Here is a 24,390-nt window from a genome sequence, read left to right as displayed (position 1 = left end):
CCATTATAACACGGATCTTATTAGCCATATCAATCGTATCAAGTAGGCAAATATTGCGATAAAATAACGTCAGTCAAAATGGTAGGAAAAGCGAAGTGAAACATAAAAAACGATTTATTGCTGGAGCAACGTGTCCTGAGTGTAAAACTATGGATATGTTAATGCTTTACAAAGAGCACGACGTAGAAAAAGTTGAATGTATGCAGTGTGGCCATAAAATGGCTCAACCAGAGCAGGCTGTGCAGGCATCAACACGCCAATTTGAACAAATCATTGGCGTGTTTAACCCAGGCGACTAGTGCCTTGTTAGTGCTGCTTAATAATGCGGCGGCGGTGGCTCTGGCATATTCGACATCATAGGCTGTGATGACTGCGACTCTTTAAGTTTTTCAGCCAGCAACTCGGTTTGGCGCTTTATTTTTGCCATCTGTTGCTGGTGAACTTTTATTTCATCATTTAAAATTTCAATCGTTTCGTCTTGAAAAGCCACTTTAGCCTCAAGCTCCATTAACCGATGTTCAATTGTGTTCATTTGGTTCTCGTATAATAAAGCGCTCAGCGATTCCGCTTGAGCTTTCAGTTAACAATGATTTACCGTTATCTGTAAATGTCACATCAAGTACCACTGCCGATTTTGGCTTACTGCCTTCTCTTGGGGTCACTTGCCATGTTTGAATTTTTTCACCACTGTTTAGCTGCCATAAATCCACTCGTTTGTTGGGTGAACCGGTTGCTAATAAAGTGCCTTGGTTGTTAAAGCGCACCGCAGTAAAAATTTTCTGACGCGCAATATACTTTAGTTTACTAACAAGGTCACCTGTAGTCAGCTTCCATACATTTGCTTGTGCCATACTGTCGGCGGTAAAAGCATAACGTCCTTGAGGATCTAAAGCGACTTGGGTTACTCGGGTTGGGTGATTAAAGCGATGGATAACTTGTCCACTTTGGGTATCCCATAAGTAGGCCACATAATCGTTTGAGCCGCTCAATGCATAGCGCCCATTAGGTGATAGGTCTACGGTGTTTACTTTATCTTGGTGGCCTAAAAATTCAATGCGTCTGCCAGTGTTAAGGTTTATAAATACCACAACGCCATCGCTGCGTCCGTAAATAACACTGTTGCCTTGGTTACTAATGGCAATATCGCGGATGCTGGCTTTTTGTATTTTGTAAAAGCCTTTATTTTTGCCTGAGGCTATATCCCAAACGGCAAAGGTGGTTTTTTCGGCGGTAACAGCCACGCTATTATCAAAAGCAATGGCTACGGCATAAACTAAGCTATCTTCAGCCTGTTGTTGAAACCATTGGTATTTAAGCGCTTGCTGTTGATTATCCCAAAGGGCGACCCCATGATTGATAGAAGACACTAAGCTGTATTGACCATCATGCGATAGTGCGGATGAGAAAGCACCTTGTGCTGTGTGCTCAAAACTAGCCACTGCTTGTTGTTTTTCATCACTACATGCAATTGTTAATAAACAGCAGGTAGCAACTAAAAAAGTACGAAATAACGACATATTACAGGTATTTCCTCTTAACTCTTCGTGACTGAGAGGTTAGACTAGGTTGCGAAAAACGCCTAGGTTGTTTGTCTAATCACTGGATATGTTTTTAGTTTAGCTATTAAACAAGCAGCCTACCATGTAGGCCGTTAATCTTTAACTAGTAATATTACAATAAATGACAACTGCAAAGTGTGTCGGAGATTTAAAATGAGAAAGACGATTAAATTGTCATTGATTGCAGCGTCAGTTTTAGCGCTTACAGCTTGTAATCAAGAAGCAAAAAAAGAGCAAGCAGACGTTAAGCTAGATACTGTAGCGCAACAACAAGCATACGGTATTGGTGCATCTGTAGGTAACTTTTTAAATAAAGACCTAGCAGATAAAAAAGAGATTGGTATCGAATTAGATCAAGCATTATTAATGCGTGGCTTTGAAGATGCACTTGCTGGTAATGCTAAAATTGACGAAGAGAAAATTCGTGAAGTATTAACAGCATTAGATGAGTCAGTGCGTACTAAACAAGAAGAAAAAGCAAAAGTAGAGTCTGAAAAAAGCAAAGTTGAGGGTGAAAAATACCTAACTGAGAATGCTAAAAAAGAAGGCGTAATGGTTACTGAGTCTGGTTTACAGTACGAAGTAATGAGCGAAGGCGAAGGCGCTAAGCCAGTAGCGACTGACGTAGTTAAAGTGCATTATAAAGGTACTCTTTTAGACGGTACTGAATTTGATAGCTCTTACTCACGCAACGAGCCAACAACTTTCCCACTAAACCGTGTTATTCCTGGTTGGACTGAAGGTTTACAACTTATGACTGTTGGTTCTAAGTACAAATTTACCATTCCTTCAGATCTTGCTTACGGTGATCGTGATTTAGGTAAAATTCCTGCTAATTCAACACTTATTTTTGAAGTTGAATTATTAGAAATTCAAAATGATGCAGAAGCTGCCGCTGCAGAATAAGTATTTATATAAAACAAAAAAGGGACCTTAGGTCCCTTTTTTATTGCACTGAATAATTAATTAGTCAGTGTGGTTAGAATATAAGTTATCAATTAACTCATCTTCAAGTGCAAAGCGCGCTTCCAGTGCTTCACCAATAACCGATAGGTCATTATCAAATCCTACTAACAAATCTTCTGCGTCTACTTCAGCGTATTTGTCATTGAAATCTAGAGCAATGTCAGTGGTATCTGAAATACGTGGGTATATAGTATTTGCCAGTTGTTGGCTTTCTAGGCCTTTCTTTTCGCAAGCTTTAGCAATATCGTCGTACACTTCAAAGTGGCCGGCCGATAGGTAATCCATTAAGATTTGGCAAAATGCTTGAATTTGTGATGGTTCAGGCAAAGATTGATCTTTTTTCTCGTAAGGTGAAAAGCCTGCAATTTTACAATAAAGTACAATCAGCTCTTGGCGTTCGTTTAACCAATTGTCGATGACCGTATGGCTACCCCCCCACTTTTGTTGAGCTTTTTCTACACGCTTCAGCATAATTCTTCTCCTAAGCTGGGTTGGATTTTTAATTGGTAATAAAGTTTCTATCATCCAAGATATATTTAATTGGCGTGTATATCAACAAGTAAAATAGATGTAGTACCACAGAGGGTTTTGTTTAAGGTATAAGTTGTAAGTAATTTATTTCAGGCAAGAAAAAACCACCTGTTACGGTGGTTTAATTTCTTTATTAGACTTGTTTAAACAAGCATTCTTATTTTTATTAGAGATTTTTATTATTTTTGTATTAACAATTTTTGTTATTGTTTTGTTAACACGGGAGTAACAATACCAAGCTTTTTTAAATGTTGCAAATAGTTTAATGAAAAGTTTTTATTATTAACGTTTGCTTGGTTGTTTTATATACAAAATAAAATGAAAACTAAAAATTACTTGATCTAGCGCTACTCTAAGGCGATTTAATCGCTTAGCGATAGAGGGGGCGCAAATATGGTGGTACAATCTTGCACAATTTCTAAAAGCCCTAGGACTCTATACGCTATGAGCGAATTAAAAAACGACCGTTATTTACGTGCCCTTGCCAAGCAACCTGTTGATGTCACGCCAGTATGGATGATGCGTCAAGCTGGACGTTATTTACCTGAATACCGTGCTACACGTGCACAAGCGGGCGATTTTATGAGCCTGTGTAGAAATGCTGAGTTAGCCTGTGAAGTAACTTTACAGCCTCTGCGCCGTTACCCGTTAGATGCCGCTATTTTATTTAGTGATATTTTAACTATTCCCGATGCAATGGGATTAGGTTTGTACTTTGAAACAGGTGAAGGCCCTAAGTTTGAACGCCCAATCTCATCATTAGCCGATGTTAAAAAAATTCCAAAACTTGATCCTACCGATGAGCTTGGCTACGTAATGAATGCTGTAAGCACTATTCGTCGTGAGCTTAAAGGTGAAGTGCCATTAATTGGTTTCTCGGGTTCACCTTGGACACTTGCAACTTATATGGTCGAAGGCGGAAGCAGTAAGGTTTTTGGTAAAATCAAAAAAATGGCGTTTGCTGAGCCACAAACACTGCATTTATTGCTTGATAAGCTAGCTGATTCAGTGATTGATTACTTAAACGCGCAAGTTAAAGCGGGTGCACAATCGCTGATGATATTTGATTCGTGGGGCGGTGTATTGAGCCCGCGTGACTACAATGAGTTTTCACTGCAGTATATGCATAAAATCGTTGATGGTTTAATTCGCGAAAATGATGGCCGTAAAGTACCGGTTACTTTATTCACTAAAAATGGTGGCCAATGGATTGAGGCAATTGCAGCAACAGGTTGTGATGCAGTAGGCCTAGATTGGACTATTAATATTGGTGATGCCAAACGTCGTGTTGGCGATAAAGTGGCACTACAAGGCAATATGGATCCTTCAATGCTACACGGCACGCCAGATCGTATTCGCCAAGAAGTCGGCACTATTTTAGAAGACTTTGGCACTGGCAATGGTCATGTATTTAACTTAGGTCATGGTATTACACCTGATGTTGATCCAGAAAATGCGGGTGTATTTATTAACGCTGTGCATGAGCTAAGTGCACAATATCATAAGTAAGTTGTGAACTAGCAATAAAAAGCCCGCTAATTAGCGGGCTTTTTTGTGCAAACTATTTTACTTAAGTTTTTACTTAAACAAGCGGTTTAAACCATTTAATGCCGCAACTCGATAAGCTTCTGCCATTGTTGGGTAGTTAAACGTAGTATTTACAAAGTAGTCGATGGTATTGCCACCATTTTTTTGTTCCATTATAGCTTGGCCAATGTGAACAATCTCAGAAGCACGCTCACCAAAGCAATGCACGCCAAGTACTTCTTTGGTTTCTGTATGGAACAATATTTTTAAACTACCCACATCGGTACCTGCAATTTGCGCACGGGCTAAGTGTTTAAATTGCGCACGCCCCACTTCATACGGTACCTTTGCGGCAGTTAATTGCTGCTCTGTTTTACCAACAGAACTCATTTCAGGAATAGTATAAATACCGGCTGGAATATCAATAATCAGCTTTTCATCGCAGTTACCACAAGCGATGGCATCTGCGGCAATCCGGCCTTGGTCAAATGCCGCACTAGCAAGGCTTGGGTAGCCAATAACATCGCCTACTGCGTATACATTGTCTATTTCTGTTTGGTAGGTTTCGTTTACTTTTACTTGTCCGCGGCTATCTGCTTTTAAGCCAATCGCTTCTAAATTCAGTGTATCGGTATTACCAGTACGGCCATTGGCAAATAAAATGCAGTCAGCCTTTACACGTTTACCTGATTTTAAATGCATAACAACACAGTCATCGCGGGTTTCAATGCGATCAAATTCTTCGTTATGACGAATAACAATGCCACTATTCCAAAAGTGATAGCTAAGCGCATCAGATATTTCAGCATCCATAAACGCAAGTAGGCGATCGCGAGTATTTACTAAATCAACCTTTGCACCTAGCCCTTTAAAGATAGATGCGTATTCACAGCCAATTACACCCGCGCCGTATATAAGTACGCGATGAGGATCGTGTTCAAGGCCTAAAATTGTGTCACTTTCATAAATACGCGAATGGGTGAAATCAACACCTGGTGGGCGATAAGGGCGTGAGCCGGTAGCAATAACAATAGTTTGTGCAGTTAGGCGTTCAGTTGAACCGTCATTACGTCTAATTTCAATAGTGTGCTTATCAACAAAGCTAGCATCGCCTTGAAACATATGAATGCGGTTACGATCGTAAAAGCTGCTGCGTAAGTTTGATTGCTTTGAAATTACCGAGCTGGCATGGCGTAAAATATCTGGAAAAGTAAGTCTTACTGGGCGCTCACCTACGTTAAACAAAGGGTTTGCTTTGTATTCGATATAGCGACTAACCGAATGGCGAAGTGCCTTTGAAGGAATGGTTCCCCAGTGAACACAACCACCACCAACAGCAGTTTGGCGTTCAATAACCGCTACTTTTTTGTTACTTTTAGAGAGGTTCATAGCGGTCCCTTCACCGCCAGGACCCGTGCCAATAATGATTGCATCATATTGGTAGCTCACGGGTACTTTTTTCTTTTCTGGTTGTTTGGCCACAGCCACTCCTATTTTAACTAAAAGAGGCTTTTAATAACCTCGCATTAAGTGCTAGCCATGCCTGTTTTTGTGTTTCCCAGGCGGCTTCAAGCTCGTGATATTGTGCCATTAATGCCGACTTTTCACACTGCTTTGCCATATTATTTTTTTTAGCTTCCAACACTTGTTTTTGTAATGAGCAATAATTTTGCAGCTTTTTAAGCAACAAATCGTACTCTTGTTGTAATAATGTAAGCTTATCTTGCGCTAAAGGCAATTTTGCAAGGCGACCTTGTGTTTTGCTCATTAAGGTTTCTGCTTTAGCTTTTTCAATGCGCTCAACCGGTGTACGCTTTAATTTACTCGCTAAACCAATGGCAGCGAGTGAGCGGATCATCCATTTTGTTGGGTCGTAATGAAACCATTTAATGCCATTGCGGTAATCGCTGGCAAAAATATGATGGAAGTTATGATAACCCTCACCGTAGGTAAATAGTGCTAAAAAGCCATTGTCTCTCGCGGTATTTTTTTCAGTGTAAGGACGTGAACCCCAAATGTGTGCTACTGAGTTAATAAAAAAGGTAAAGTGCTGACTCAGCACTAAACGCAATAAGCCAGCTAACAGTAACATGCCCCATACATCACCAAGCATTAAGCCGAGTACTAGCGGTAAACCAACATTCATGGCAATTACCAATTTTAAGTAATGCTTGTGCTGCCACATAACAATTTTATTTCGCTGTAAATCACGACAGTTGCTGTAATCATCGTAGCTGTCGCCTTGGTAGTCGCGAAGCATCCAGCCAATGTGACTGTACCAAAAGCCATTAGTGGCGGCATAAGGGTCTTTAACTGGGTCATCAACTTGACCATGGTGAATTCGATGATCGCTACTCCAATGCAGCGCACTGTTTTGTAGCGCAAAGGCACCACCAAGGGCAAAAATAAATTCAACCACAGGGTGAGCGTTGTAAGTTTTGTGCGCCCATAAACGATGGTAGCCCGCGGTGATCGATAATCCCGCAAAAAACATGCAAGCTACAAAAGCAACCCACTGCGTGCCTGTAAAGCCATAGTTAAACCCATACCAAGGTACAAGTGTAATAGCAGCCAAAAACGTCAGGCTAAAGAAAAGGACGTTGGTCCATATAATCGGTGGTTTTTTCATGTTTCTCATTTCTCAGCGTACAACTGTACGCTAAAATAATATTTCAATCTGCTGCCGTCAAGTATTAGACTGTACTATTAGCTATTTTTTTAATTAAAAATTTATTACAAATTCACTCAGGGAGCTGTTGATGTCGGGTGTTAGAGCACAACAGAAACAAAAAACACGACAAGCATTAATTGAAGCTGCATTTAATCAACTTAGTGCTGATCATAGCTTTTCTAATTTAAGCTTGCGTGAAGTAGCACGCGAAGCTGGTATTGCGCCTACCTCTTTTTATCGTCACTTTAAAGATATGAACGAGTTGGGCTTAACCATGGTTGATGAAGCGGGTTTAACCCTGCGCCAGCTGATGCGCCAAGCACGCAGACGAATAGCCAGTGGTGGCAGTGTAATCAACACCTCTGTGGTTACTTTTATGGAGTTTATTGATAACTCAAGCAATCAGTTTAGACTTTTGTTGCGTGAACGCTCAGGTACCTCAAAAGCATTTAGAGCAGCAGTGGCACGTGAAGTAAAACACTTTATTTTAGAACTCGCACATTATTTAGAAAGTGAAACCCCCTGCGATGCTATTCATGCGTATATTCAGGCAGAAGCCATGGTTACTTTGGTATTTAATGCAGGCGCTGAAGCGCTCGATATTGAAGGTCAGCAACGCGATGAACTGATTGAGCGAGTTATATGGCAGTTACGTTATATTACGCGCGGCGCGTCAAATTACGTACGTGCTGAAAATAAAGAATAAATATTAAAAAAGTTAAAATAAGCGCTGTATTTTACAGCGCTTATTAATTTAAACCTGCCCTAGGTTTAAGTTGGATATTTTATTCTTCTATCCAATTTTGTTTGAATTTTAAATCCCCAGAAAGTCACCTTTAATTATTTGTTTGGTATTTTTATGCTTGCGCCAACTGCGTTGCAATGATAAAAATAAGCCTCATTGGACACACACACAAGAAAACAGATGCAAACTATTCGCTTAATTACACTAAACCTAAACCTCTTACTGCTGTGGCAAGTGAGCGGGGATTAGTGTGTTTGCATTGAGTTAAACATTAAAAACCCCGCAACCGCGGGGTTTTTTTTATCTCGCTGCAGGGATAAATCGAAATTTGGGTAATACAGGAATTGAGGGGCAGTTATGCAACAGCAAGATAAAGTATGGATTTTTGATACCACCTTACGTGATGGTGAGCAGGCACTAAAAGCAAGCCTAACAGAAGACGATAAAGTTCAACTGGCGCATACCATTAGCCGCTTAAATGTGGATGTAATGGAAGTGGGGTTTCCGGTGTCGAGCCCAGCTGACTTTCGCTCAGTGCAACGTATTGCCACCGAGGTTAAAGGCCCTATTATTTGTGGCTTAGCTCGCTCGGTTGCCAAAGATATCGAGGCCTGTGGCGAAGCGTTACGTGCTGCACAGCAAAGTCGTATTCATACTTTTATTGCTACCAGCCCGCTTCATCTTGAACACAAGTTGCGTATGAGCCTTGATGATGCCACTGCAATGGCTGTTAAATCTATTAAATTAGCGCGTAACTATACCGATGATGTAGAGTTTTCGTGTGAAGATGCTGGGCGTACACCGCACTGGGATTTATGCAAAATTGTTGAGCAAGCAATTAACGCCGGTGCATCAACCATTAATTTGCCTGACACTGTCGGGTTTGTAACCCCAGATGAATACGCAGCAATGATCCGTCATTTAATGAATAACGTGCCAAATATAGATAAAGCGCGTTTAAGTGTGCATTGCCACAACGATTTAGGTTTAGCCGTTGCCAACTCCGTGGCCGCAGTGCAAGCCGGTGCACGCCAAATTGAATGCACCATTAATGGTATAGGTGAGCGTGCGGGGAACTGTTCACTTGAAGAAGTGGCAATGATCATGAAAATGCGTAAAGACCACTTAAACGTATATACCGACATAAAAAGCGAAGAAATTTATCGCGCCTCTCGTCAAGTGGCCAAAATTTGTAATATGCCGGTACAGCCAAATAAAGCGATTGTTGGCGAAAATGCCTTTGCTCACAGCTCAGGTATTCATCAAGACGGTGTATTAAAAGCGCAAAACACGTATGAAATTATGTCACCAGAAAGTGTTGGTGTACCAAGTAATCAATTAAATATGACCTCACGCTCAGGCCGTCATGTTATAGAGCACCGCTTAGAAGAATTAGGCTATCAAAAATCAGATTACGACATGGATAGCTTATACCAAAGTTTCGTTGCGCTGGCTGATCAAAAAGGCACAGTATACGACTACGACCTAGAGGCCATGATTTACTTTAATCAAATTAACGACAAAGACGAAAAGTACCAGTTAGAGTTTGTTAACTCTGCGTCTAATTCACAATCGGTGGCCAGCTCAACCATAGGCTTGCTGATTGATGGCGAAGCAAAACAAGAAGCCGCAACAGGTAATGGTCCAGTTGAAGCTTCGTTTGCTGCTATTGAGCGCTTAACAGGTATGAGTGTTGAAATGATTGAATACAATTTAGAGGCCACCGGCCAAGGCGCCAGCTCATTGGGGCAAGTGAATATTATTGCTAAATATGATGGTCGCCCCTATCACGGTGCTGGTATTGCGGCCGATGTGGTCGAAGCCTCAGTACGGGCTATGGTTCGGGTTTATAACTTAATTTATCGAGCACAAAAAGTGTCTGATTTAAAACAACAAAGGAAAGCAGGATGAGTAAAACACATTACAGCGTTGCCGTATTAGCAGGCGACGGTATTGGCCCAGAAGTTATGGCAGCTGCAGAGCAAGTACTTGACGCAGTCAGTGATAAATTTGGTTTTACTCTGAACCGTGAGCACCACGCGATTGGCGGCGCAGCCATTGATGAATTTGGCAAAGCACTTCCTGATACCACTTTAAAAGCCTGTGAAAACGCCGATGCTATTTTATTTGGCTCCGTGGGTGGCCCTAAGTGGGAGCATTTACCACCGAATGATCAACCAGAGCGCGCGTCATTGTTACCACTACGAAAGCACTTTGGTTTGTTTTGTAACTTACGTCCTGCTCAATTGTTACCCGCATTAAGCGCTGCATCGCCGCTACGTGCTGATATCAGCGAAAAAGGCTTTGATATTTTGTGTGTGCGTGAGCTAACCGGCGGTATTTATTTTGGTGAAAAAGGTCGCAGTGGCGAAGGTGCTGAAGAAGCGGCATTTGACACCCAAACATACTCGCGTAAAGAAATTGAGCGTATTGCACGTTTTGCTTTTGAGGCCGCTAAATTGCGCAGCAATCATGTAACCTCGGTTGATAAAGCCAATGTTTTAGCATCAAGTGTACTTTGGCGTGAAGTAGTCACTGAAGTGAGTAAAGAGTTTCCTGAGGTGAGCTTAGATTATATTTATGTAGATAATGCAGCGATGCAGCTAGTTAAACAGCCTAGCCAGTTTGATGTATTACTGTGCGATAACTTATTTGGCGACATTTTATCGGACGAATGCGCGATGATCACCGGCTCAATGGGGCTATTACCTTCGGCTAGCTTAAATCAATCAGGCTTTGGCTTGTATGAACCCGCGGGTGGCTCAGCGCCCGATATCGCCGGAAAAGGGGTCGCTAACCCTATTGCACAAATTTTAAGTGCCGCATTAATGTTACGTTATTCATTAGGACAAGATGAAGCGGCTCGCACCATTGAAAAAGCAGTTGCAGAAGCGGTTGAAGCGGGTGTAGGGACGCCTGATATTTATCCGCAGGGCGGCTATACCACCACCGATGTTGCAGCGGCTATCGTTTCACGCATTTAATTATTAAAGCCACAGCACCGTTAGGCTGTGGCTCAATCAGATCAGGGAGTTAGCAAGTGGCTCAAACTTTATACAATAAAATTTGGCAAGCACACGCGGTTGCCAGCATCAACGAGCAAACCGATTTACTTTATATTGACCGTCATTTAGTACACGAAGTGACGTCGCCACAAGCATTTGCAGGTTTACGTGAAAAAAATCGTAAAGTGCGCTGTCCAGAAAAAACTATTGCCACCATGGATCATAATGTTTCAACTAAAAGCCGTTCATTAGATGCAGCCAGCGAAGTCTCTAAAAATCAACTAATGGCACTGGATGCAAACTGTAAAGAATTTGGTATTTTGCTGTACGACCTAAATTCAGTAAATCAAGGTATAGTACATGTGATTGGCCCAGAGCAAGGGATCACTTTGCCAGGCACCACCATAGTATGCGGCGATAGTCATACCTCAACCCACGGCGCGTTTGGAGCGCTTGCCCATGGTATTGGAACCTCAGAAGTTGAGCACGTATTAGCTACGCAAACGCTACAGCAAAAAAAGGCTAAGTCGTTAAAAATTCAAATTAACGGTGTGTTACGCCCAACAGTAACTGCTAAAGATTTAATTATGGCGGTTATAGGTAAACTAGGCACTGCTGGTGGTACGGGTTATGTGGCTGAATTTTGTGGCGAAGGCATAGAGGCGCTTTCGATGGAAGCGCGCATGACGTTGTGTAACATGAGTATTGAAATGGGTGCCAAGGCCGGTTTAATTGCCCCAGATAAAATCACTTACGAGTACTTAAAAGGGCGCCCATTTGCACCAAAAGGCGCTGATTTTGACGCCGCTGTTGCCTACTGGGAAACCTTAAAAACTGATGATGGCGCAACCTTTGACTTAGAGGTAGAGCTAGATGCTGCTAATATTCAACCACAAATCACCTGGGGGACTAACCCAGAGCAAGTGATTGGCGTTGACGAATGTATTCCAGATCCAGACAAAGAAACTGATTTAATTAAAGCTGATGCCATTCGTAGTGCACTTAAATACATGGGTTTAAAAGCGGGCGATAAGTTATCAACTGCCAAAGTAGATACAGTATTTATTGGCTCATGTACCAACAGCCGCATTGAAGATTTACGCGCCGCTGCAAAAATTGTTGAAGGCAAACAAGTGGTTGCTGGCGTTGAGGCATTAATTGTTCCGGGATCAGGTTTGGTTAAACAGCAAGCAGAAGATGAAGGCCTTGCCGACATATTTAAAGCTGCAGGGTTTGAATGGCGTGAGCCGGGTTGTTCTATGTGTTTAGCAATGAATGACGACCGTTTAGGCGCAGGTAAACGCTGTGCATCTACATCTAACCGTAATTTTGAAGGACGCCAAGGGCGAGGCGGGCGTACACACTTAGTGAGCCCAGCAATGGCGGCAGCGGCAGCAATACATGGCCACTTTGTTGATATTAGAGGAGAAGCCTAATGAGCATTTATTTTAGTGGCTTAATGGCCCCACTTGATAAAAACAATGTCGATACCGACCAAATTATTCCAAAGCAGTTTTTAACTTCAACCAGCCGTGATGGTTTTGATGCTGCGCTATTTTACGATTGGCGTTATTTAGATAATGGCGAGGCAAACCCTGATTTTATTTTGAACCGTCTTTGCTATCAAGGCGCGCAAATACTATTAACCCGCGATAATTTTGGTTGTGGTTCATCACGTGAGCACGCACCATGGGCGCTTAAACAATATGGTTTTGAAGTGATTTTGGCTGAAAGCTTTGCTGATATTTTCTTTAATAACTGTGGTAATAACCAAATGCTTGCTATTGCATTGCCAGCGCAAATATTAGAAGACTTATTTGTGTTAAGTGAGCAGCATGACGATATTCACATTGATGTGGATTTAGAAAACCAGCAATTGCGCAGCAATAAATTTGCGCCAATCAGCTTTGATATTCGCAAAGACGTGAAAGAGCGTTTATTAAGTGGCTTAGACTTTATCGGTGTAACCGAGACCCTGAATCCGCAAATAGATGCGTTTGAAGCAAAACTTGCCGCTGAGCGTCCTTGGCAATAGTGGCTTAAAAGTTATTAAATAATGAAACGCGGCATAAGCCGCGTTTTTTATTGCTGTCAGATGCTGTTCATCGTGATTACTGTCTTTGTGTTTGTTTAAACGCTAAGCTAATTTTTTACATGTTTAGGGGTACATTATGAAATTATTAACAGCTGCAGCACTAATGCTTGCATCAACCGCTGCAATAGCACGCCCAGCGCCTTTAGTATCAATTCCAAGCCATGATGGCTTTTTTGATAATATTGCTGCCCATTGTGGTAAAGCTTTTGAAGGTAAAGTAACGGTTGATAATGCCACAGGGCCGAGTTCATTTGCCGATAAAAAATTAGTTATGCATGTGCGTAAGTGTAATGAACGTGAGCTACAAGTGCCGTTTCATGTGGGTGATGATGCCTCACGTACGTGGATCATCACAAAAACAGGCAGTGGGTTAAGCCTAAAGCACGATCACCGCCATAAAGATGGTACTGATGATGTATCAACTATGTATGGTGGCCATACGCTTGATGCGGGTTTTGCTAACATGCAGTCATTCCCTGCTGATCAGTATTCAAAAGAGTTATTTGTTAGCCAAGACATACCACAATCGGTTGGCAATACATGGCAAATGTATATTTACCCTGAAAAGTTCACTTACCGACTCATTCGCCAAGGTCGCGAATTCCGCGTTGACTTTGATTTAACTAAGCCTATCACACCACCGGCTGCACCATGGGGATATGGTGTTAACTAATCTTTTTTTATATTAAAACCACTGGCTGTTTTAACGCTCAGTGGTTTTATGGAAGCATAACGAGGTGTTATTTCTTTGAGGTTTTTTCTGCAGGCATTTCACACTGCACAAATACACTCAGTGGTGGCTGATAAGCGCGTGGTTTAGTTGGAAAGCGCTCATACTCTTGCACGCCTTCAGTTACCTTTAACATGAAAGGGTTATCGCGACATAAACGGTTTGCGTGGCGCAATAAAAACACACTTTGGTTTCTAAAATGTGGATAGTCATCAGACTGTATTTCTAAGTGGTAATTGTTAGTGTCTATTTGAGTTTGCTTGTAATGCACCTTTTCATCAAAGTCATAGAGTCGCTGCATTTCAGTTTGTTCTGCCGACACATTCGAACACGCTGTTAAAAATACCCAGCTAATACTTCCATATAGATAATGATTTGCTTTTCTGCTCATAAACCTTTAACTCCATCTTGATTTTGGGTAGTGTGATCAGCATATCTATTACACCCGTTATGATATAAGTCTAACACCCAAAAAGGGGAAATGTGATGTTCAAGCAAATTAAACAGCTTTTTTCGAGTATTGATCAGCAAGATTATGATATTGAACAACATGATTTAAAAACAGCGGTTGCCGCGTTATTAATTGAGGTAATGCGAGCGGATAATGATTTACAGGCAGATGAGCAACAAACGCTAAGTCTGACATTAAAAAAGTATTTTGATTTAACTGATGAAGCAGTAGATGAGTTAACCGAACAAGCAAGTTTGAGCTTAGATGACGCCATTGATTATTTTCAATTTTCAAAACAAATTAATAATCAATGTAGTGCACAGCAGCGCATTGAAATAGTTGAACTACTCTGGCGATTAGCATACTCAGATGGTGAACTTGATCCACAAGAAGAATACGTTATTCGTCGTGTTGCAAACCTATTGTACGTTACCCATGAAGACTTTATTGCTGCAAAGCTTGCAGCAACAAAGTTGTAATGTTTATTTTAGTTTACTTGCTACGCTAACCAACTGCTGCGCAAGGCCGGCTACTTTTTCAGCGGTAGCAGGGTCGTTAATACGGCCGTTTTCGTCTAACAAAGTATGAATAGCCGGTACAGCTAATTGATTGGCTAATACTAAACTGCCAATGCCAGATAAAATATCACGCACGTGATTTAAGCCACGTAAGCCGCCAAGTCCACCCGGTGATGCTGCATATAACGCGGTTACTTTATTTGCAAATGCAGGCTCTGCGCCTTGTTCGGTGCGAGATGCCCAATCAATGGCATTTTTTAACACCGCGGTAATAGAACCATTATATTCTGGGCTGGCCAGTAAAATACCATCGGCTGTGCGCAGTTTGTCCTTTAATTGTTGTACGCCGGCTGGTGTGCCTTGTGCTTCTAAATCTTCATCAAACATTGGTATGGCTAAGTCTGCAAGTTTAATCACTTCCACTTCAGCGCCACTTTCTAGTGCAAAACGTGCAGCTTCATTAATAAGTTTTTGATGGAAGCTGTCTTTACGTAAGCTACCTGCTAGGGCAATAATTTTTGGTGTAGTCATGAGTTGATCCTGATGCTGATTATCTATAGGTATGACTTTAACAAATAATCACTTGCAGAAAAGCCAAATAAACGCAAAACTTGTGTGCATATATGCACAGTTTAAAGAGTGGTTACCATGGCAATTCAATTTGATGATTGGCAAGATCTTAAGGTTGCTTTTGAGGTGGCGCGGTTAGGTACTTTAACTGCAGCAGCCGAAGCGCTAGATGTGCATCATAGCACGGTGCTCAGACGAATTAATAACTTAGAAAAAAGCTTAAATGCGCGATTATTCCACCGCCATGCTCGTGGCTACAAAGTCACAGAGATTGGCGCTAAGTTATTTACCACAGCACAAGCAATTAACGGTGAGCTAGAGCGTTTACACAGTGACATAATTGCAGCAGATAGTACCTTACAAGGTAGTTTGTTACTCACCACTGTGAGTGGTTTTATAGATGTATTAAGTGAGGTATGCGAGCAGTTTCAAACCTTGCATCCGCAAGTGCAATTACAAGTGATTATGGATCAAAAGCGTTTGCGCTTAGACCATGGCCAAGCACATATCGCTGTAAGAGCAGGCCCTAGACCGGATGAAGGTGATTATATTGCGCAGCACTTGGCGGCACTCTCGTCAGGATTTTATGCCTCAAAACATTACATTAGTCGTTATGGCTTGCCACAAACGTTAGCACAACTCTCGGTGCATAATTTTGTATCGGGTGTGGCTGGGTATAATGGCAAGGTGCCATATTTTTCGTGGGTTGATGAAAATATTCCCTCGTCGCAAGTTAAACTTAGAGTATCAGAAACCTCAGAGGCTACTCGCGCCATCGTTAAGGGGCTAGGGATTGGCGGATTACAACATGATGTTGCAGCGCAATACTCTGATTTAGTGCCTGTATTACCTAACGAACTTAGTTGGCCTACTGACTTATGGTTAGTGACGCATCATTTAGTGCATCGTACTGCGAAAGTGCAAGCGTTTAGTCAGTTATTAAAAACCTATTTTAAGCAGCGTAAATTAAGTTAAAAACGCTACAACGATTTTTTTATAGAAATACCCAAGCGCTTGGCTAGCCGTGTTAAGTTAGCGCGGTCGACCTGTAAACTACGCGCTGTGCTTGCCCAGTTATAATTATGTTGTTTAAGTTGCTGTATAATAAGCTGCTGAGTGTAAGTATCGGTGGCTTGTTTTAACGAAATGTTGTTTGTTAAAGGTGTGGTTGCAAGCTGGTTTGAGTGTTCAAGAGCTAAGGTGTTAACAGCGCTTAAATTTAGCTCGCAATGCTCTGGCTCAATAGTAATAATTGGTTGCTGCCATTGATGCTGTTTAGCTTTTAATGCGGCGCGATTAATAACATGTTCCAGCTCTCTTACATTGCCAGGCCAGTCATATTTTTTTAGCATTAATTGCGTTTCAATGCTGAGTTTTAGCTGTTTAATCGCAAGCTTACGAGCTGTTTTTTCCAAAAAATAACCGGCTAATAAAATAACATCTTCATCACGGGCTTTTAACGGCGCCACGCTTAACGGGTACACACTTAGGCGATGATATAAGTCGGCGCGAAATCGCCCCTGTTCTACTTCGTGTTTCAAGTCACGGTTAGTGGCTGCAATCACTCTAACATCAACATATTTAAGTTCATCTTCACCAACGGTTTGTACTTCGCCACTTTGCAGTACCCGTAATAATTTACTTTGCATTGCCAGTGGTAGCTCGCCTATTTCATCCAAAAATAAGGTACCGCCATCGGCTAACTGAAACTTACCTTGGCGAGCATTTTGCGCACCCGTAAAGGCGCCTTTTGCATGGCCAAAAAATTCACTTTCGGCGAGGTTTTCAGGCAGTGATGCACAATTTAAATGGATCAATGGCTGATCTTTGCGTGCTGAATGCAAGTGAATATTACGCGCCACCAACTCTTTGCCGACCCCAGTATCACCTAAAATTAATACACTAAAATTAGAGGCTGCAACCAGCTTTATTTCGTTTTTAAGGGTTTGTATTACTGGGCTTTGGCCAATAATTTCACCACCATCACGCTTGAGCGCCTCACGGTTTAACGCTTGTACTAATTCACTTGAGTGCTGGGCATGTTGTTTGTAATGGGCAAGCTCTAGGGCTGTTTTAAAGTGCGCACTGCACAAGGTTTGTAAGGTATTAAGCGTATCAGCGGTAATGCCGTCAAACGCATCAGCGTTTAGGCTATCAAAGGTCAAAATACCAAGCAGCGAATCTTTATCATAAAGCGGTAACCCTAAGCAGGCATGCACTGGAATATCACCCGTTTTAGCTAGTAGTAAGCCGTCATATGGGTCTGGGAGCGGGCAGTCATGTGCAAATTGCAGTGCCAAGCGGTGATTACAAATAGCATCTAGGCGAGGATGCTCTGCAATGTTAAAGCGCCTGCCTAAGCTATCAGGCATTAAACCTTTAATCGCTAAAGGCTTTAATTGCTCGCCTTGGCGAATTAACAAGGCGCTAGCATCACTTGGAATAACACGTTCAACCGTGGCTAAGAGCTGCTCAAAACTGTGGGCATGTAAGGTGCTTTGTGCAAGCTCCAAGGCAACTTGAGTCAGGTTGAATTGCTGATTCATGTCAAAATGACCTGTTAGTGTATTTAATTGGTTTTTATAGTAGGTCATAAAGACTCTTTTTGTAAAGTGAAATTAAATAACGCGTTGAATTTAAGAGTTTTATTTAATTGGCATGGTCTGTGTAATAACAAAATAACGAAAGCAGTTATTGGAGTTGTTATGAGCAGTATTTTTTTAGGACAGGTTAATTATTCAGTGAAGTCTAATTCTCTGTATTACCGTGTGCTATCTCATGCAAATAAGATGCTATGTATTAGCGTATTGGGGGTGTTGATTACGCTGTTAATAAGTTATCCCTATGCGGGCTACTTTTCTATACCGGTACAAATTTTTGCACACATTAGCACGATTGTTCTCGCGGCTATTCTCAAAGTGAGTTACGTACTGCGCTGTGTGGCACAGCATGGGCTGGGACAGGAGGTGCGCTAATGAAGCCCATAAACTTAGCCGAACCTATGCCAGCGCAGGTCGCATTTCATCAGGTATCACAATTGTCATTATGGATGTTGGCATTTAGACCCTTTTTTTTAGCTGGTGGATCACTAGCGTGTTTGTCTGTGGGTTATTGGTTACTTATTTTAAGTGGCGATGCACAGTGGTATTTAGTTATGCCTGCTAATTTGTGGCATGCACATGAAATGTTATTTGGTTTTGCGGGCGTGGTTGTGGCTGGCTTTTTACTTACTGCAGCACAAACATGGACCGGTGTTGCAAGTATTAACGGTAAACCATTGATGTGGCTTAGCCTAATATGGCTTAGTGCACGGCTTAGTTTTTTTGTAGTTGTGCCTAGCATTGCTCAGTTTAATGTTTATGCGGTACTGATTTTACAAGTTGTTTGGTGGCTCTCGGTAATTATAGTGTTAGCCAGCATGTTGATAAAAGCGAGCAGTAAACGCAACTACTTGTTTTTATTTATTCTTTCATTTTTATGTACGCTCAATATGTTGTATTTAATACTAGTGCTAAAAAACCAAACGCAGCTAGCGCTTGCAATGGTTGATACCGCAGTACTGGTTATAAGCTTGTTGGTGGGAGTTGTAGCTGGGCGTGTATTACCCTTTTTTACTGCCAAAGGGCTGGGCTTATCTAAGCAGGTACGCACACCAAACATAGATAAAGCTATTTTATACTTATCGGTATTGGCGATAGCATTATTTTTTATTAGTAAATTATTTTTCACTGTAATTAACCCGGCACTAGTTGTGATGAGTGCAGCGTTTTTGCATTTAGTTCGCGGTGTTTGCTGGTGGAACAAGCAAGTCCTAAAAGTCCCATTATTATGGTCGTTACACTTTGCGTATTTAGCTTTAGGTATAGGTTTAATGTTAGTGGCAATCAGTTTTTATAGCAGTGCAATACTGTTTAAAGATGCTCTGCATTTTATCACTATTGGTGGTATCGGCATGATGATTTTAGCCATGATGACACGGGTATCACTAGGACATACCGGTCGCCCACTTAGTATTCCTGGTTTTATGAATCTTGCATTTGCATTGGTGTTTAGTGCCGCAATTATTCGTGCTTTTCTCCCGTCTTTTATTGGGCCACACCTAGCTTGGCAGATCAGTGCTGTGCTTTGGTTACTGGCCTTTTTATTATTTTTAATTCACTGCACTCCTATATTAACGCGGCGTCGTGTTGATGGGCGTCGTGGTTAGTTCACCCATAGGAAACCAAAATGTTATCTGAAAAAACTATTGAGATTGTAAAAAGTACAGCTCCATTACTTGCAGAAGCGGGTACAGCCGTCACCGATCATTTTTATAAGCGCATGTTTAGCCATAACCCGGAACTTAAACATATTTTTAATATGACTAACCAAGAAACGGGTCGTCAGCAATTTGCATTATTTAATGCCTTGGCTGCGTATGCGCAAAATATTGATAATTTAACCGTGTTAAAAGAGGCATTAGCTAGAATTAACCATAAGCATACCAGCTTGAATATTTTACCCGAACACTACCCTATTGTAGGGGCGCATTTGATCGGCACACTTAAAGAGCTTATTCCTGATCAGTTTACAGCTGATGTTGAATACGCATGGCGAGAAGCTTATAACCTACTGGCTGATATTTGTATTACCGAAGAAGCAGCGTTGTATGCACACAGTAAAAATAATCATGGTGGCTGGGTAGGTACACGGAAGTTTGAAATTACTCATAAACATGTTGAGTCTGAATTTGTAACCAGCTTTATCCTCACACCTTTAGACGGCAAAGCTGTTATTTCCCACAAGCCAGGACAATATCTTGGCATTAAAGTTAAGCCTGAGGGGGCAGAATATGAAGAGATCCGCCAGTATTCTATTTCGCAAAAGAGCAATGCTAAAAACTATCGTATTAGCGTTAAAAAAGAGTGCCAACCACAGCCTGGCGTGGTGTCTAACTATTTACACTCACTAGAGCAGGGTGCACGAGTAGAGCTATACCCACCAGCAGGTGATTTCTTTTTGAAAGATGCAACAAGCCCCGTTGTGCTTATTTCTGCAGGTGTTGGCCAAACCCCAATGATGGCTATGCTGCAAACGCTATTGAGCGACAATACTAATCAAGCGATTAGTTACTTACACGCGTGTGAAAATAGCTTGGAGTATTCATTTAAAGACTACCTAGCTCAGCAAACGGCTATGCATCCACAACTAAAAACCTTAACCTGGTTTAATCAAGGTGCTGGGGGATGTGATTACACAGGTCTTATGGATTTATCTGTGCTTGAGGCATCACTGCCTATTAGCGAAGGGGCATTTTATTTGTGTGGACCAGCTTCATTTATGGCTTATGTAAAAGGCCAACTACTTGACTTAGGTGTACAGAGCGCGAATATTCATTACGAAATATTTGGACCACACCAAGCATTATAAACATAAGTTACAGCTTTTTACTGTCGGTGTTTGCGGCATAAGCTTGTTGTTGCCACGCATTAAACAGCTTTTGTTGTTGATTTGATATTTTTAAACCATAAGTTTTTTGCATGTAAGCGTATGCATCGGCAATACGTTTACGTGCATAAACCGGAGGCTCTATAACGCGTTGTTTAAAATTAACCTTAACCTCACAGCGACCATATTGATTAGCATTTTGGGCTAACATGCCAAAGCGATAGTTTGAACGATCAGCGTTAATTTCACCGATTGCGGGAGCTAAATTGTTAATATCAGCTTCCATCATGCGAAACTTTGCACTTACTTTACGGCAATTTTTACGTCCACCATCTTGCCAGCATTGTAACTGATGACCGAACTCCCAAGCGGGTACAATATGTTCCCATTCTATTCGCAGAGCGCGTTGGTTCACGTTACCTGAGCGGGTAAATGTGTTGCGTGGCACATAACCACAATGGGTTGCATCGGGTACTAACTTTTTGCCTTTACGTTTTATGTCGCAACCACAATAGATACTTTTTGCATTGGTTGGTAAGGTTTTAATTAAGTGTTTTTTAGCACTGGAAAAACGAGTAAATTGCTCAGCATTAATAGTAAAGCTGATAACGCAAAGCAATAACGCAAAAATAAAATGCGGCATATCCTATCACTTTAGTGAACTACAGGAGCCGCGATTTTAAAGAGAATAACCTAAATGGTAAATCAGTTTTCTGTACAACCTGCTTAAAAACTCAGGATAGCTTACGTTTTCTTGTTCTTAATCGGATGTTTTGCAGTAATAAAATAAAACCAGTAAAACTAAAAAACACACTGCTGGCAGCAAAGCTAATGAGTAACGGGTTGTTAAAATCCTCGCGCTCATCGTAATCCATAATGTGTAACATCCAAAAGAAGTCAAACACTCGCCAAATATTACTGCGAACTGTAATGAACTCGCCGTTATCAGCATTAAAATATAAGCTGGTGCTAAGCATATCGTTAAAATTAACTTGCCAAATATTTTCTTTAAACCCGGCTTCTCTAAAACTGGTTGCCAGCTTTTTTGTGCTTATAACGTTTGCATTAATTAAAAGGTGAGCGTGGGCATTAGTGATTATTTGTGCCTTGCTTGGTGCTGAAAGTGGGTCGCCAGTTGTACCATTAAAACTATAGGTTTTACTCGCTGTAGTTACTGTAATTACTGGGGTATTTAAAAAGTGACTATAATTAATTTGCTGGGGTTGTGGTGTATTCGCAATAATTTTATCAAGTGAGGCTGTGTAATCGGCTTGGCTGAAAGGGTTTTCTAGTTTGCGGTTTGCAAGGTGTTTACCGTGTACTTTTTCAAGTGGCATGGCGCTCATAAATAAACCGCCAAGCAGCCATGCAAAAATTTGTATTACTAAAAAGTAGCCTAGCCATTTATGCAGCTTACGGGCTGTTTTAAAAATGCGTTTGTTCATTTGCTTTCTCATTATTATTATTTTTTGTGCAAGGTACCTAATGGAGCTAGCTATCATTAGGTTAATAGCTGTATTAACCGTTACTTTAATACTTGCAGCTTAATAAAGGAATTAAATAAATTATAAGCTGTTGATTTGGTATAAATGCAAAATTAGGTTAAAGTTTGCGGTGAAATTTAAGTGGGGTAACACAACTGTATGTCGGAAATTCAATTTTTAAATGTAGATCTCGAGCTTGAGTCAAAGCAAGATATTAGCGTATTAGTTGCTGATTTAAAAAAGGTCGCAACCATTTTACATTATGATAAAGACGAATACCGCCAACTGGCACGCATCGAAGTAGCTGGTGAAATAACCACACCTGATAAAGCAATTAATCACTTATGTGAGCTAATTGAGTCGTGTTCACGCAATGCATTAAAGCAATGGTTAAGTTGTTCTCGCAGAACGTTTGATATGGGGTTTGAGTCGGGTACGTCGCCAAAATGTTTTAATCAGGCCTTGCATGCAGATACCTTGTTACGCATATCTGCAATTGGCGCAGGCATAGAAGTTACTATTTACCCTCTGGAAAAGTAATTTAACCTTTTCGTTCGACTACGGCTGCGGTCATTCTTGATACGCAGCAAAGCTCATTGCGACTATTGGTTATTTTAATATCCCAAACTGAGCTGCGTTTACCAATATGATAAGCCCTTGCGGTAGCCGTTAATGTGCCATTGCGTGACGCTTTTAAGTGGCTGGCGCTTATCTCTTGCCCAACACAATAAAATCGACTGAAATCAACTACAAAGTTAGCGGCATAACTTGCTACGGTTTCAGCAAGGACTACATTGGCACCGCCATGCACTATACCCATAGGGTTATGATGCTCAGGTATGGCTGGCATAGTGGCGACTAAGTAGTCATCTCCAATTTCACTGATTTCAATTCCCATGGTCTTCATGAGCGTGCCTTGGCCAGTGATCCCTTGATCTAATTGCTTACAAAACTCTAATGTAATTGGTTGGTGCCAAATACTCATGCTAGCTCCTTGGATAAGTAATTGAGAATTAATATGGTAATGCGCTGCTAATAATTACATTTATTATTGGGGTTTTAAAGCATCTTATTGTTTAGCCATCATCACTTATGAGGTATTAATTTATATTTGCGATTTTTAAATAACTGTATATACTCACAGTTAATTGTACTGTATGGAAAACCAGTTGTATGCGACCATTAACGAAACGCCAAGCGCAAATACTCGAACTTATCAAAGTGTTTATTAAAGACACTGGTATGCCTCCTACACGTGCCGAGATTGCACAAACACTGGGTTTTAAAAGTGCAAATGCTGCAGAAGAACATTTAAAAGCACTGGCTAAAAAAGGTGTGATTAAAATGAAGCCGGGCGCGAGTCGGGGTATTCAGCTTGTTGAAGAAGAAGAGCCAGAGCAACTGGGCTTACCTTTAATTGGTCGAGTTGCTGCGGGTGAGCCAATATTGGCGCAACAGCATGTAGAAAGCCACTGTAAAATTGACCCTTTAATGTTTAAACCTGCGGCCGATTTTTTACTGCGTGTTAACGGCATGAGTATGAAAGATATTGGCATTATGGATGGCGACTTACTCGCTGTACATAAAACTCAAGTAGCTGAAAATGGTCAGGTTGTTGTTGCTCGAGTGGATGATGATGTTACGGTTAAACGTCTAGAAAAAGCCGGCAGAAAAGTATTACTGCATGCTGAAAATGACGAGTTTTCAGCTATTGAAGTAGACTTGGAAAATGAATCTTTCAATATTGAAGGTTTAGCGGTGGGTGTTATTCGTAACGCTGATTGGATGTGATAGTTAAACATAACTTAGCGCTTAATATTGATTAGGCGCTGTTTTTACATGAATTATTTTTGTACGATATTGCTTGTGAATCGCTTTTTGTTATTTCAAAAAATCGCTAAATACTTTATAAATAAACAAATTTATTCTAATTGTTTTAAATCATAAAACTTTATATTTTTTCCGCTGTTATTCAAGCTACCCCTTACCAACTCTGACTCTTAGGTTAATTACCTCATTAGTTAATATTTTTTTGCTGCACTTTTTTAAGTAACCCCCTTGTTTATTTTTCATACTCACCTTGCTTATTGTTTATTTTTTAACTAGTTATT

At 41.0% G+C, this 24,390-nt stretch carries 26 protein-coding genes; 15 read left to right on the top strand and 11 right to left on the bottom strand.

The window, feature by feature from the left end; all coding sequences use genetic code 11:
- The first annotated feature begins 95 nt into the window (after positions 1 to 95).
- Positions 96 to 299 (top strand): YheV family putative zinc ribbon protein, encoded by a 204-nt coding sequence (locus CWB75_RS11850; RefSeq protein ID WP_008114218.1) that lies wholly within the window; start codon positions 96 to 98, stop codon positions 297 to 299.
- A gap of 17 nt (positions 300 to 316) precedes the next feature.
- On the opposite strand, the gene CWB75_RS11845 is transcribed toward CWB75_RS11850, so the two are convergent.
- Both CWB75_RS11845 and CWB75_RS11840 read right to left on the bottom strand, forming a co-directional pair.
- On the bottom strand, positions 317 to 532 hold the full coding sequence (locus tag CWB75_RS11845) for a SlyX family protein (protein ID WP_010392339.1): 216 nt from the start codon (positions 530 to 532) through the stop codon (positions 317 to 319).
- The gene (locus CWB75_RS11840) at positions 519 to 1,517 is read right to left on the bottom strand and encodes a WD40 repeat domain-containing protein (protein ID WP_138570724.1); all 999 of its coding nucleotides are present in this window, start codon (positions 1,515 to 1,517) and stop codon (positions 519 to 521) included. Before CWB75_RS11840 ends, CWB75_RS11845 begins: the two co-directional genes overlap by 14 nt.
- A 195-nt stretch (positions 1,518 to 1,712) precedes the next feature.
- On the opposite strand from CWB75_RS11840, the gene fkpA reads away from it, so the two are divergent.
- Entirely contained in the window at positions 1,713 to 2,465 is a 753-nt protein-coding gene (gene fkpA / locus CWB75_RS11835) for an FKBP-type peptidyl-prolyl cis-trans isomerase (protein WP_021033142.1), read from the top strand.
- A gap of 60 nt (positions 2,466 to 2,525) precedes the next feature.
- Here fkpA and CWB75_RS11830 read toward each other — a convergent pair whose 3' ends face one another.
- Positions 2,526 to 2,996, bottom strand: coding sequence for an Rsd/AlgQ family anti-sigma factor (locus CWB75_RS11830; protein ID WP_010392345.1), 471 nt, complete (start codon positions 2,994 to 2,996; stop codon positions 2,526 to 2,528).
- Positions 2,997 to 3,500: 504 nt separating this feature from the next.
- Between CWB75_RS11830 and hemE the strand changes: the two genes are divergently transcribed.
- A complete protein-coding gene (gene hemE, locus CWB75_RS11825) occupies positions 3,501 to 4,565 on the top strand; it encodes a uroporphyrinogen decarboxylase (protein WP_008114207.1) in 1,065 nt (354 codons plus the stop codon).
- A gap of 69 nt (positions 4,566 to 4,634) precedes the next feature.
- Here hemE and sthA read toward each other — a convergent pair whose 3' ends face one another.
- A complete protein-coding gene (gene sthA / locus CWB75_RS11820) occupies positions 4,635 to 6,065 on the bottom strand; it encodes a Si-specific NAD(P)(+) transhydrogenase (RefSeq protein ID WP_008114205.1) in 1,431 nt (476 codons plus the stop codon).
- Between the two features lie 13 nt (positions 6,066 to 6,078).
- Positions 6,079 to 7,212, bottom strand: coding sequence for an acyl-CoA desaturase (locus tag CWB75_RS11815; RefSeq protein WP_054202812.1), 1,134 nt, complete (start codon positions 7,210 to 7,212; stop codon positions 6,079 to 6,081).
- A gap of 130 nt (positions 7,213 to 7,342) precedes the next feature.
- Between CWB75_RS11815 and fabR the strand changes: the two genes are divergently transcribed.
- From fabR to CWB75_RS11785, 6 genes are all read left to right on the top strand, one after another.
- Positions 7,343 to 7,960 (top strand): HTH-type transcriptional repressor FabR, encoded by a 618-nt coding sequence (gene fabR, locus CWB75_RS11810; protein WP_008114202.1) that lies wholly within the window; start codon positions 7,343 to 7,345, stop codon positions 7,958 to 7,960.
- 396 nt (positions 7,961 to 8,356) lie between these two features.
- Positions 8,357 to 9,910 (top strand): 2-isopropylmalate synthase, encoded by a 1,554-nt coding sequence (gene leuA / locus CWB75_RS11805; protein WP_138570723.1) that lies wholly within the window; start codon positions 8,357 to 8,359, stop codon positions 9,908 to 9,910.
- Positions 9,907 to 10,983 (top strand): 3-isopropylmalate dehydrogenase, encoded by a 1,077-nt coding sequence (gene leuB, locus CWB75_RS11800; RefSeq protein ID WP_054202813.1) that lies wholly within the window; start codon positions 9,907 to 9,909, stop codon positions 10,981 to 10,983. Before leuA ends, leuB begins: the two co-directional genes overlap by 4 nt.
- A gap of 56 nt (positions 10,984 to 11,039) precedes the next feature.
- Entirely contained in the window at positions 11,040 to 12,440 is a 1,401-nt protein-coding gene (gene leuC / locus CWB75_RS11795) for a 3-isopropylmalate dehydratase large subunit (RefSeq protein WP_138570722.1), read from the top strand.
- A complete protein-coding gene (gene leuD, locus CWB75_RS11790; protein WP_138570721.1) occupies positions 12,440 to 13,039 on the top strand; it encodes a 3-isopropylmalate dehydratase small subunit in 600 nt (199 codons plus the stop codon). The genes leuC and leuD overlap by 1 nt, the downstream gene beginning before the upstream one ends.
- Before the next feature lie 136 nt (positions 13,040 to 13,175).
- On the top strand, positions 13,176 to 13,772 hold the full coding sequence (locus CWB75_RS11785; protein WP_138570720.1) for a hypothetical protein: 597 nt from the start codon (positions 13,176 to 13,178) through the stop codon (positions 13,770 to 13,772).
- Positions 13,773 to 13,839: 67 nt separating this feature from the next.
- Here the strand turns inward: CWB75_RS11785 and CWB75_RS11780 are convergent, their stop codons facing one another.
- Positions 13,840 to 14,220, bottom strand: a complete 381-nt coding sequence (locus CWB75_RS11780; protein ID WP_138570719.1) for a hypothetical protein — start codon at positions 14,218 to 14,220, stop codon at positions 13,840 to 13,842.
- A gap of 95 nt (positions 14,221 to 14,315) precedes the next feature.
- Between CWB75_RS11780 and CWB75_RS11775 the strand changes: the two genes are divergently transcribed.
- Entirely contained in the window at positions 14,316 to 14,759 is a 444-nt protein-coding gene (locus CWB75_RS11775; protein WP_138570718.1) for a tellurite resistance TerB family protein, read from the top strand.
- A 3-nt stretch (positions 14,760 to 14,762) separates the two neighbouring features.
- Here CWB75_RS11775 and CWB75_RS11770 read toward each other — a convergent pair whose 3' ends face one another.
- On the bottom strand, positions 14,763 to 15,329 hold the full coding sequence (locus CWB75_RS11770; RefSeq protein ID WP_054202817.1) for an NADPH-dependent FMN reductase: 567 nt from the start codon (positions 15,327 to 15,329) through the stop codon (positions 14,763 to 14,765).
- 117 nt (positions 15,330 to 15,446) lie between these two features.
- Between CWB75_RS11770 and CWB75_RS11765 the strand changes: the two genes are divergently transcribed.
- Positions 15,447 to 16,343, top strand: a complete 897-nt coding sequence (locus CWB75_RS11765) for a LysR family transcriptional regulator (RefSeq protein ID WP_010392364.1) — start codon at positions 15,447 to 15,449, stop codon at positions 16,341 to 16,343.
- Between the two features lie 5 nt (positions 16,344 to 16,348).
- Here the strand turns inward: CWB75_RS11765 and norR are convergent, their stop codons facing one another.
- Positions 16,349 to 17,914: a nitric oxide reductase transcriptional regulator NorR gene (gene norR / locus CWB75_RS11760; RefSeq protein WP_171039116.1), complete on the bottom strand. Its 1,566-nt coding sequence runs from the start codon at positions 17,912 to 17,914 to the stop codon at positions 16,349 to 16,351.
- 428 nt (positions 17,915 to 18,342) lie between these two features.
- Between norR and CWB75_RS11750 the strand changes: the two genes are divergently transcribed.
- Together CWB75_RS11750 and hmpA are read left to right on the top strand one after the other, a co-directional pair.
- Positions 18,343 to 19,575, top strand: coding sequence for an NnrS family protein (locus tag CWB75_RS11750; RefSeq protein WP_138570717.1), 1,233 nt, complete (start codon positions 18,343 to 18,345; stop codon positions 19,573 to 19,575).
- Positions 19,576 to 19,595: 20 nt separating this feature from the next.
- Entirely contained in the window at positions 19,596 to 20,777 is a 1,182-nt protein-coding gene (gene hmpA, locus CWB75_RS11745; protein ID WP_138570716.1) for an NO-inducible flavohemoprotein, read from the top strand.
- 7 nt (positions 20,778 to 20,784) lie between these two features.
- Here hmpA and CWB75_RS11740 read toward each other — a convergent pair whose 3' ends face one another.
- Both CWB75_RS11740 and CWB75_RS11735 read right to left on the bottom strand, forming a co-directional pair.
- Positions 20,785 to 21,438 (bottom strand): endonuclease, encoded by a 654-nt coding sequence (locus CWB75_RS11740; protein ID WP_054202821.1) that lies wholly within the window; start codon positions 21,436 to 21,438, stop codon positions 20,785 to 20,787.
- A 91-nt stretch (positions 21,439 to 21,529) separates the two neighbouring features.
- A complete protein-coding gene (locus CWB75_RS11735) occupies positions 21,530 to 22,240 on the bottom strand; it encodes a hypothetical protein (protein ID WP_138570715.1) in 711 nt (236 codons plus the stop codon).
- Between the two features lie 198 nt (positions 22,241 to 22,438).
- Between CWB75_RS11735 and CWB75_RS11730 the strand changes: the two genes are divergently transcribed.
- Positions 22,439 to 22,819 (top strand): hypothetical protein, encoded by a 381-nt coding sequence (locus CWB75_RS11730; protein ID WP_008114170.1) that lies wholly within the window; start codon positions 22,439 to 22,441, stop codon positions 22,817 to 22,819.
- Position 22,820: 1 nt separating this feature from the next.
- Here CWB75_RS11730 and CWB75_RS11725 read toward each other — a convergent pair whose 3' ends face one another.
- A complete protein-coding gene (locus CWB75_RS11725) occupies positions 22,821 to 23,264 on the bottom strand; it encodes a PaaI family thioesterase (RefSeq protein ID WP_008114168.1) in 444 nt (147 codons plus the stop codon).
- A gap of 188 nt (positions 23,265 to 23,452) precedes the next feature.
- Here CWB75_RS11725 and lexA point away from each other — a divergent pair, with 188 nt between their 5' ends.
- Positions 23,453 to 24,070 (top strand): transcriptional repressor LexA, encoded by a 618-nt coding sequence (gene lexA / locus CWB75_RS11720; protein WP_010392379.1) that lies wholly within the window; start codon positions 23,453 to 23,455, stop codon positions 24,068 to 24,070.
- Positions 24,071 to 24,390: the final 320 nt, after the last annotated feature.

This window comes from Pseudoalteromonas sp. S1608, from assembly GCF_005887265.1.
GTDB classification, from domain to species: domain Bacteria; phylum Pseudomonadota; class Gammaproteobacteria; order Enterobacterales; family Alteromonadaceae; genus Pseudoalteromonas; species Pseudoalteromonas undina.
The sequence above is the reverse complement of the archived record's forward strand: the minus strand, read 5'-3'. Positions and strand labels throughout refer to the sequence as shown.

Excerpts from the sequence above, each read along its gene's own strand:
- leuD (WP_138570721.1), top strand. The coding sequence starts at position 12,440 with ATGAGCATTTATTTTAGTGGCTTAATGGCCCCACTTGATAAAAACAAT.
- CWB75_RS11765 (WP_010392364.1), top strand. The coding sequence starts at position 15,447 with ATGGCAATTCAATTTGATGATTGGCAAGATCTTAAGGTTGCTTTTGAG.
- CWB75_RS11785 (WP_138570720.1), top strand. The coding sequence starts at position 13,176 with ATGAAATTATTAACAGCTGCAGCACTAATGCTTGCATCAACCGCTGCA.
- CWB75_RS11740 (WP_054202821.1), bottom strand. The coding sequence starts at position 21,438 with ATGCCGCATTTTATTTTTGCGTTATTGCTTTGCGTTATCAGCTTTACT.
- lexA (WP_010392379.1), top strand. The coding sequence starts at position 23,453 with ATGCGACCATTAACGAAACGCCAAGCGCAAATACTCGAACTTATCAAA.
- fabR (WP_008114202.1), top strand. The coding sequence starts at position 7,343 with ATGTCGGGTGTTAGAGCACAACAGAAACAAAAAACACGACAAGCATTA.
- CWB75_RS11780 (WP_138570719.1), bottom strand. The coding sequence starts at position 14,220 with ATGAGCAGAAAAGCAAATCATTATCTATATGGAAGTATTAGCTGGGTA.
- CWB75_RS11775 (WP_138570718.1), top strand. The coding sequence starts at position 14,316 with ATGTTCAAGCAAATTAAACAGCTTTTTTCGAGTATTGATCAGCAAGAT.
- CWB75_RS11730 (WP_008114170.1), top strand. The coding sequence starts at position 22,439 with ATGTCGGAAATTCAATTTTTAAATGTAGATCTCGAGCTTGAGTCAAAG.
- hmpA (WP_138570716.1), top strand. The coding sequence starts at position 19,596 with ATGTTATCTGAAAAAACTATTGAGATTGTAAAAAGTACAGCTCCATTA.
- CWB75_RS11725 (WP_008114168.1), bottom strand. The coding sequence starts at position 23,264 with ATGAGTATTTGGCACCAACCAATTACATTAGAGTTTTGTAAGCAATTA.
- leuB (WP_054202813.1), top strand. The coding sequence starts at position 9,907 with ATGAGTAAAACACATTACAGCGTTGCCGTATTAGCAGGCGACGGTATT.
- CWB75_RS11815 (WP_054202812.1), bottom strand. The coding sequence starts at position 7,212 with ATGAAAAAACCACCGATTATATGGACCAACGTCCTTTTCTTTAGCCTG.
- CWB75_RS11750 (WP_138570717.1), top strand. The coding sequence starts at position 18,343 with ATGAAGCCCATAAACTTAGCCGAACCTATGCCAGCGCAGGTCGCATTT.
- CWB75_RS11830 (WP_010392345.1), bottom strand. The coding sequence starts at position 2,996 with ATGCTGAAGCGTGTAGAAAAAGCTCAACAAAAGTGGGGGGGTAGCCAT.
- fkpA (WP_021033142.1), top strand. The coding sequence starts at position 1,713 with ATGAGAAAGACGATTAAATTGTCATTGATTGCAGCGTCAGTTTTAGCG.
- CWB75_RS11770 (WP_054202817.1), bottom strand. The coding sequence starts at position 15,329 with ATGACTACACCAAAAATTATTGCCCTAGCAGGTAGCTTACGTAAAGAC.
- leuA (WP_138570723.1), top strand. The coding sequence starts at position 8,357 with ATGCAACAGCAAGATAAAGTATGGATTTTTGATACCACCTTACGTGAT.
- CWB75_RS11735 (WP_138570715.1), bottom strand. The coding sequence starts at position 22,240 with ATGAACAAACGCATTTTTAAAACAGCCCGTAAGCTGCATAAATGGCTA.
- CWB75_RS11840 (WP_138570724.1), bottom strand. The coding sequence starts at position 1,517 with ATGTCGTTATTTCGTACTTTTTTAGTTGCTACCTGCTGTTTATTAACA.
- CWB75_RS11845 (WP_010392339.1), bottom strand. The coding sequence starts at position 532 with ATGAACACAATTGAACATCGGTTAATGGAGCTTGAGGCTAAAGTGGCT.
- hemE (WP_008114207.1), top strand. The coding sequence starts at position 3,501 with ATGAGCGAATTAAAAAACGACCGTTATTTACGTGCCCTTGCCAAGCAA.
- norR (WP_171039116.1), bottom strand. The coding sequence starts at position 17,914 with ATGAATCAGCAATTCAACCTGACTCAAGTTGCCTTGGAGCTTGCACAA.